At 37.5% G+C, this 6,933-nt stretch carries 11 protein-coding genes; all 11 read left to right on the plus strand.

Going from position 1 to position 6,933, the window contains the following annotated elements; translation table 11 throughout:
- On the plus strand, positions 1-435 hold a 435-nt coding region (rpsE, locus tag B4D49_RS06910), incomplete at its 5' end, for a 30S ribosomal protein S5 (RefSeq protein ID WP_286783620.1).
- A 14-nt stretch (positions 436-449) separates the two neighbouring features.
- Positions 450-632: a 50S ribosomal protein L30 gene (gene rpmD, locus B4D49_RS06915; protein WP_006531331.1), complete on the plus strand. Its 183-nt coding sequence runs from the start codon at positions 450-452 to the stop codon at positions 630-632.
- Positions 633-773: 141 nt separating this feature from the next.
- Positions 774-1,214, plus strand: coding sequence for a 50S ribosomal protein L15 (gene rplO / locus B4D49_RS06920; RefSeq protein ID WP_003062876.1), 441 nt, complete (start codon positions 774-776; stop codon positions 1,212-1,214).
- A gap of 16 nt (positions 1,215-1,230) precedes the next feature.
- Complete coding sequence (secY, locus tag B4D49_RS06925; protein ID WP_039696042.1) at positions 1,231-2,535, plus strand: preprotein translocase subunit SecY; 1,305 nt, start codon at positions 1,231-1,233, stop codon at positions 2,533-2,535.
- Between the two features lie 96 nt (positions 2,536-2,631).
- Positions 2,632-3,288 carry an adenylate kinase gene (locus B4D49_RS06930; protein ID WP_074482941.1) on the plus strand — a complete coding sequence of 219 codons (657 nt, stop codon included), beginning with the start codon at positions 2,632-2,634 and terminating at the stop codon, positions 3,286-3,288.
- A 117-nt stretch (positions 3,289-3,405) separates the two neighbouring features.
- Complete coding sequence (infA, locus tag B4D49_RS06935) at positions 3,406-3,624, plus strand: translation initiation factor IF-1 (protein ID WP_001040189.1); 219 nt, start codon at positions 3,406-3,408, stop codon at positions 3,622-3,624.
- Positions 3,625-3,649: 25 nt separating this feature from the next.
- Positions 3,650-3,766 carry a 50S ribosomal protein L36 gene (gene rpmJ, locus B4D49_RS06940; RefSeq protein ID WP_002959355.1) on the plus strand — a complete coding sequence of 39 codons (117 nt, stop codon included), beginning with the start codon at positions 3,650-3,652 and terminating at the stop codon, positions 3,764-3,766.
- Positions 3,767-3,783: 17 nt separating this feature from the next.
- Positions 3,784-4,149, plus strand: coding sequence for a 30S ribosomal protein S13 (gene rpsM, locus B4D49_RS06945; protein ID WP_003067196.1), 366 nt, complete (start codon positions 3,784-3,786; stop codon positions 4,147-4,149).
- A gap of 17 nt (positions 4,150-4,166) precedes the next feature.
- Entirely contained in the window at positions 4,167-4,550 is a 384-nt protein-coding gene (gene rpsK / locus B4D49_RS06950; protein ID WP_003062885.1) for a 30S ribosomal protein S11, read from the plus strand.
- 48 nt (positions 4,551-4,598) lie between these two features.
- A complete protein-coding gene (locus B4D49_RS06955; RefSeq protein WP_009853219.1) occupies positions 4,599-5,537 on the plus strand; it encodes a DNA-directed RNA polymerase subunit alpha in 939 nt (312 codons plus the stop codon).
- Positions 5,538-5,551: 14 nt separating this feature from the next.
- A complete protein-coding gene (gene rplQ, locus B4D49_RS06960; RefSeq protein ID WP_003062890.1) occupies positions 5,552-5,938 on the plus strand; it encodes a 50S ribosomal protein L17 in 387 nt (128 codons plus the stop codon).
- Positions 5,939-6,933 lie beyond the last annotated feature (995 nt).

A 6,933-nucleotide genomic window follows, 5' to 3' on the forward strand; every position in this document is an offset into this window, starting at 1 on the left:
ACAAAAGTTGTTAAAGGTGGACGTCGTCTTCGCTTTGCTGCTCTTGTAGTTGTTGGTGACCGTAATGGTCGTGTAGGTTTCGGTACTGGTAAAGCTCAAGAAGTACCAGAAGCTATTCGTAAAGCTGTTGAAGACGCTAAGAAAAACTTGATCGAAGTACCTATGGTTGGTACAACAATTCCTCACGAAGTTCGTTCAGAATTTGGTGGAGCTAAAGTATTGTTGAAACCTGCTGTAGAAGGTGCTGGGGTTGCTGCTGGTGGTGCTGTTCGTGCCGTCATCGAATTGGCCGGTGTTGCAGATGTTACATCTAAATCACTTGGTTCAAACACTCCAATCAACATTGTTCGCGCAACTGTTGAAGGTTTGAAACAACTTAAACGTGCAGAAGACGTTGCTGCTCTTCGCGGTGTTTCAGTTTCTGATTTAGCATAAGAAAGGGGATAATAATGGCTCAAATTAAAATTACTTTGACTAAGTCTCCAATCGGACGCATTCCTGCACAACGTAAAACAGTTGCTGCTCTTGGACTTGGTAAATTACATAGCTCAGTTGTCAAAGAAGACACTCCAGCTATCCGTGGAATGGTTACTTCAGTTTCACACTTGGTAACTGTTGAAGATGTTAAATAATTAACATTAAATAAATTTTAGGTTTAAGTCGCAAGGGGTACTCTTGCGACTTAAACTAGATATTAGTATAGGCGAGTTTCTATGGGGAGTCCTTTCCCCTCATAGAGGCGCTAGCATTTTACAAAAAAGGAGAAAATAATAATGAAACTTCATGAACTTAAACCTGCTGAAGGTTCTCGTAAAGTACGTAACCGTGTAGGTCGTGGTACATCATCTGGTAACGGTAAAACTGCAGGACGCGGTCAAAAAGGTCAAAAAGCTCGTAGCGGTGGTAAAGTACGTCTTGGTTTTGAAGGTGGACAAACTCCATTGTTCCGTCGTATGCCAAAACGTGGTTTCTTGAACGTTAACGCTAAAGAATACGCTCTTGTAAACCTTGACCAACTTAACGTTTTCGAAGATGGTACAGAAGTAACTCCAGTTGTTCTTAAAGAAGCTGGAATCATTCGTGCTGAAAAATCAGGCGTTAAAGTTCTTGGTAACGGCGAATTGACTAAAAAATTGACTGTTAAAGCAGCTAAATTCTCTAAATCTGCTGAAGCAGCTATCACTGCAAAAGGTGGTTCAATCGAAGTCATCTAATTAAGGAGGACTCGGTATGTTCTTTAAATTACTTAAAGATGCACTAAAGGTAAAAAATGTTAGAAATAAAATTTTCTTTACACTTTTTATCATCTTTGTTTTCCGTGTTGGAACACATATTACTGTGCCAGGTATCAATGCTAAAAGTCTTGATCAACTAGGTGAACTTCCCTTTCTAAATATGTTGAACCTTGTTTCTGGTAATGCTATGAGTAACTTCTCTGTATTCTCAATGGGTGTTAGCCCGTACATCACAGCATCTATCATTGTTCAGCTGTTGCAAATGGATATCTTGCCTAAGTTTGTTGAATGGAGCAAACAAGGTGAAGTTGGGCGTCGTAAGTTAAATCAAGCGACTCGTTATATTTCACTTGTCTTGGCTTTCATTCAATCAATCGGGATCACAGCAGGCTTTAATACTTTATCAAGTATTTCATTGGTGTCAACACCAAATGTTAAAACATACATTCTAATTGGTGCTTTGTTAACTACTGGTAGTATGATTGTGACATGGCTCGGTGAACAAATCACCGACAAAGGTTTCGGAAATGGTGTTTCAATGATTATCTTCGCGGGTATCATTTCATCAATTCCAAATGCTATTTCAACAATCTATGAAGATTTCTTTGTAAACGTTCGTTCAAGTGATTTAATATCTTCATATATCTTTGTAGCTTTGTTGATTGTAGCTGTATTGGCAATTGTGTTCTTTACAACCTTTGTCCAACAAGCAGAATATAAAATTCCAATCCAATATACAAAATTGGTTCAAGGTGCACCAACAAGTTCTTATCTTCCTTTAAAAATTAATCCGGCTGGCGTCATTCCCGTTATCTTTGCCAGTTCGATTACAACGATTCCAAGTACGATTATTCCGTTGATTTCAAATGGACATGATATTCCTTGGCTTACAACTCTAGAATCATATTTGAATTACCAAACACCGATCGGAATGGTAATTTACGCAGTACTAATTATTTTATTCTCATTCTTCTATACTTTTGTTCAAGTTAATCCTGAAAAAACAGCAGAAAACTTGCAAAAAGGTGCGTCATATATTCCTAGTGTTCGACCTGGACGCGAAACAGAAGAATATCTTTCTTCATTATTGAAGAAATTAGCTACTGTAGGTTCAATTTTCTTGGCGTTTATTTCATTAACACCAATTATTGCACAACAAGCAATGAACTTATCTAGCAGTATTGCTCTTGGAGGAACAAGTCTTCTTATCTTGATTTCAACAGGTATTGAAGGAATGAAACAACTTGAAGGTTATCTCTTGAAGAGACAGTATGTTGGTTTCATGAACACAGCAGAATAGAATATAGGTTGACCTAGTCAACCTTTCTATTTTGTTTTTGAATAAGTTTAGCACTTCGGTGTTAAATTTATTTAAAAACAAAATAAGGAGAGTATCATGAATCTTTTAATCATGGGTTTACCAGGGGCTGGTAAAGGGACTCAAGCAGCAAAAATCGTTGAAGAATTCGGCGTTGCACACATTTCTACCGGAGATATGTTCCGTGCTGCAATGGCAAACAAAACTGAAATGGGTGTTCTTGCTAAATCATTCATCGATAAAGGTGAACTTGTACCTGACGAAGTAACTAACGGTATTGTTAAAGAACGTTTGGCACAAGCTGATATCGCTGAAAAAGGTTTCTTGCTTGATGGTTACCCACGTACTATCGAACAAGCACATGCTTTGGATGAAACACTTAAAAATTTGGATCTTAAATTAGACGGTGTTATTAACATTGATGTTAATCCAGACAGCTTGATTGAACGCTTATCTGGCCGCTTTATTTGCCGTTCTTGTGGAGCAACATACCACAAAGTATTCAATCCAACAAAAGTTGAAGGAACTTGTGATGCATGTGGCGGACATGAATTCTACCAACGTGAAGATGACAAACCTGAAACTGTAAAACGTCGTCTTGATGTTAATATTGCTCAAGGTGCACCAATCATTGAACACTACCGTAAAGCTGGTATTGTTTTTGATATTCAAGGTAACCAAGACATCAATGATGTATTTGCTGACATTGAAAAAGCAATCTCATCATTAAAATAATTTAAGAGTTTCTACTTGCACAAGTAGAAGAGTCGTGATATAATAGGCTAGTCTGGCTTATAATTGTTACCTCTGTACTCAGAGGACATCAAATCGAAATTTAGGGGGTACTTTTGCGTGGCAAAAGAAGATGTGATTGAAATTGAAGGTAAAGTTGTTGAGACGATGCCTAACGCTATGTTTACTGTTGAATTAGAAAATGGACACCAAATCTTGGCAACTGTATCAGGAAAAATCCGTAAAAACTACATTCGTATTTTGGTAGGTGACCGTGTTACTGTTGAAATGAGTCCATATGATTTAACACGTGGACGTATCACATACCGCTTTAAATAATCGAAATAATTGGAGGGATTAAAAAATGAAGGTAAGACCATCAGTCAAACCAATTTGCGAATACTGTAAAGTTATTCGTCGTAACGGTCGTGTTATGGTAATTTGTCCATCAAATCCAAAACACAAACAACGTCAAGGATAATATAGAAAGGAGAAAAAATGGCTCGTATTGCTGGAGTTGATATTCCAAATGAAAAACGTGTAGTAATTTCACTTACTTATGTATATGGTATCGGTCTTGCAACTTCTAAGAAAATCTTAGCAGCTGCTGGTGTTTCTGAAGACATCCGTGTTAAAGATTTGACATCAGATCAAGAAGATGCTATCCGTCGTGAAGTTGATGCAATTAAAGTTGAAGGTGACCTTCGTCGTGAAGTGAACATGAACATCAAACGCTTGATGGAAATTGGTTCATACCGTGGTATCCGTCACCGTCGTGGACTTCCTGTCCGTGGTCAAAACACTAAAAATAACGCTCGCACTCGTAAAGGTAAAGCTGTTGCGATTGCTGGTAAGAAAAAATAAAATAGGAGGTAAAAAAATTGGCTAAACCAACACGTAAACGTCGTGTGAAAAAGAACATCGAATCTGGTGTTGCTCATATTCACGCTACATTCAATAACACTATTGTTATGATTACAGATGTGCACGGTAACGCAATTGCTTGGTCATCAGCTGGTGCTCTTGGATTCAAAGGTTCTCGTAAATCTACTCCATTCGCTGCACAAATGGCTGCTGAAGCTGCTGCTAAATCTGCACAAGAACATGGTCTTAAAACTGTTGAAGTTACTGTAAAAGGTCCTGGTTCAGGTCGTGAGTCTGCTATTCGTGCTCTTGCTGCTGCTGGTCTTGAAGTGACTTCAATCCGTGACGTTACTCCTGTGCCACACAATGGTGCTCGTCCTCCAAAACGTCGTCGTGTGTAATCATAATTGTTAATAGTACACAAGATTCGTTTCGAGGGAGTATAATAAATGATTGAGTTTGAAAAACCAATAATAACAAAAATTGATGAAAATAAAGATTACGGCAGATTTGTCATCGAACCACTTGAACGTGGATACGGGACAACTCTAGGTAATTCTCTTCGTCGTGTACTCTTGTCTTCACTCCCAGGTGCGGCAGTAACATCAATTAAAATTGATGGAGTACTCCACGAATTTGACACTATTCCAGGTGTACGCGAAGATGTTATGCAAATCATCCTTAATATTAAAGGACTTGCAGTAAAATCTTATGTTGATGATGAAAAAATTATCGAACTTGATGTTGAAGGTCCAGCAGAAGTTACTGCAGGAGATATTTTAACAGATAGCGATGTTGAAATCGTCAACCCAGACCACTATCTCTTTACAATCGCTGAAGGACACAGTTTGAAAGCTACAATGACTGTTGCTAAAAAACGTGGTTACGTTCCAGCAGAAGGTAATAAAAAAGAAGATGCTCCAGTGGGAACATTGGCTGTAGACTCTATCTACACACCAGTGAAAAAAGTTAATTATCAAGTTGAACCTGCTCGCGTAGGTAGCAATGATGGCTTTGATAAATTAACAATCGAAATCATGACAAATGGCACAATCATTCCTGAAGATGCTTTAGGTCTATCTGCGCGCGTTTTGATCGAACACTTGAATTTGTTTACTGACCTTACTGAAGTGGCTAAAAACACTGATGTGATGAAAGAAACTGAAAAAGTTAACGATGAAAAAGTGCTTGACCGTACTATCGAAGAACTTGATTTGTCAGTCCGCTCATATAACTGTCTTAAACGTGCAGGTATCAACACTGTATTTGATTTGACAGAAAAAACTGAGCCTGAAATGATGAAAGTCCGTAACCTTGGTCGTAAGAGCCTTGAAGAAGTCAAAGTTAAACTTGCTGATCTTGGACTCGGACTCAAAAACGATAAATAATATAGGAGGATAAAATGGCTTACCGTAAACTAGGACGCACTAGCTCACAACGTAAAGCAATGCTTCGTGATTTGACAACAGATCTTTTGATTAACGAATCTATTGTAACTACAGAAGCTCGTGCTAAAGAAATCCGCAAAACAGTTGAAAAAATGATTACTTTAGGTAAACGTGGTGATCTTCATGCTCGTCGTCAAGCTGCTGCTTTCGTTCGCAATGAAATTGCATCTGAAAACTTTGATGAAGCTACTGAAAAATACACTTCACAAACAGCACTTCAAAAACTTTTCGATGAAATCGCACCACGTTACGCAGAACGCAACGGTGGATACACTCGTATTCTTAAAACTGAACCTCGCCGTGGTGATGCTGCTCCAATGGCAATCATTGAATTAGTATAATTTTTATCAATTTTGTTGAGTGTTATGATGATGGAACTCTAGGGTTCTTAGTCTAGCTCTGGTCTACCGCTGGGGATTTTCCCTAGCGGGAACACTCATCATATTGGTGATTTAGTAACGCTTGTTTACGAAATGTCTCTAGTTTAGAAACACTTCGTAAGCAGGCGTTTTTATACTTTATTTATTACATTACTACCTAAGTCGCTCAGAAATGCTCAAAATTGCTTTATAACAGCTCCTAATATTACAAATGAGGGAAATGGTATAAGACCTTTCAGAGAACGCTATATGGCCTTTGTAGACGTCAATATCAAAAAATCCGATTAACAGAGTATGAAAATTGCCTAAATGGGATAAAATCCGTCTTTACACTTCGTTTAATCTCCTACTAGAATCGAAAGTAGTGATTCTTGAGGTGGTGAGGTAGTTATAACATCTAAGCACAAAAAAATATCTGTATTAGATGAGTAAGATTAGTTTAATAAGCTGCTAAGGCAGCAATGAGGGACGTTCGCTGATAAGTAAAATTAATTTTTTCCTGATAAGCTAAGTACGGAAAAGTAAAAAGGAAAGCTTTGGGTAGAGAATGACGGTGATAAAGTCATAAAATAGTCAAATAAGAGAGTAGAAAGAGTATTCCATCAAAATTTAAACGCCTGAAAGAATGCCTATCATGACAGATTTATGACAGTATTACAAAAAAATATCAAAAACTATCAAAAAAGTGTTGACAGTGTAAATTAAGTTTAGTATACTAAATAAGCTGTTGTTTGAAGCAGCTAACATTTCAAACAGCTTTGAAAAAAACTTAAAAAAGTTCTTGACAAAGCGAGTTAGAAATGCTAAACTAATATAGCTGTTGTCCGAGAGGGTAGCGGTAACAGATTTGAAACAAGTTTGAAAAAACCTTGAAAAAGGTATTGACAGCGAGTTTTAAATTTGATAGAATATAGAAGTTGTCTCTGATGAGACAAAGACCTTTGAAAACTGAACAA

Source organism: Streptococcus sp. UBA4344 (assembly GCF_002393675.1).
Lineage (GTDB): Bacteria > Bacillota > Bacilli > Lactobacillales > Streptococcaceae > Streptococcus > Streptococcus vicugnae.

Coding starts and splice junctions, on each gene's coding strand:
- rpmD (WP_006531331.1), top strand. CDS start 450: ATGGCTCAAATTAAAATTACTTTGACTAAGTCTCCAATCGGACGCATT.
- rplO (WP_003062876.1), top strand. CDS start 774: ATGAAACTTCATGAACTTAAACCTGCTGAAGGTTCTCGTAAAGTACGT.
- secY (WP_039696042.1), top strand. CDS start 1,231: ATGTTCTTTAAATTACTTAAAGATGCACTAAAGGTAAAAAATGTTAGA.
- B4D49_RS06930 (WP_074482941.1), top strand. CDS start 2,632: ATGAATCTTTTAATCATGGGTTTACCAGGGGCTGGTAAAGGGACTCAA.
- rpmJ (WP_002959355.1), top strand. CDS start 3,650: ATGAAGGTAAGACCATCAGTCAAACCAATTTGCGAATACTGTAAAGTT.
- rpsM (WP_003067196.1), top strand. CDS start 3,784: ATGGCTCGTATTGCTGGAGTTGATATTCCAAATGAAAAACGTGTAGTA.
- B4D49_RS06955 (WP_009853219.1), top strand. CDS start 4,599: ATGATTGAGTTTGAAAAACCAATAATAACAAAAATTGATGAAAATAAA.
- rplQ (WP_003062890.1), top strand. CDS start 5,552: ATGGCTTACCGTAAACTAGGACGCACTAGCTCACAACGTAAAGCAATG.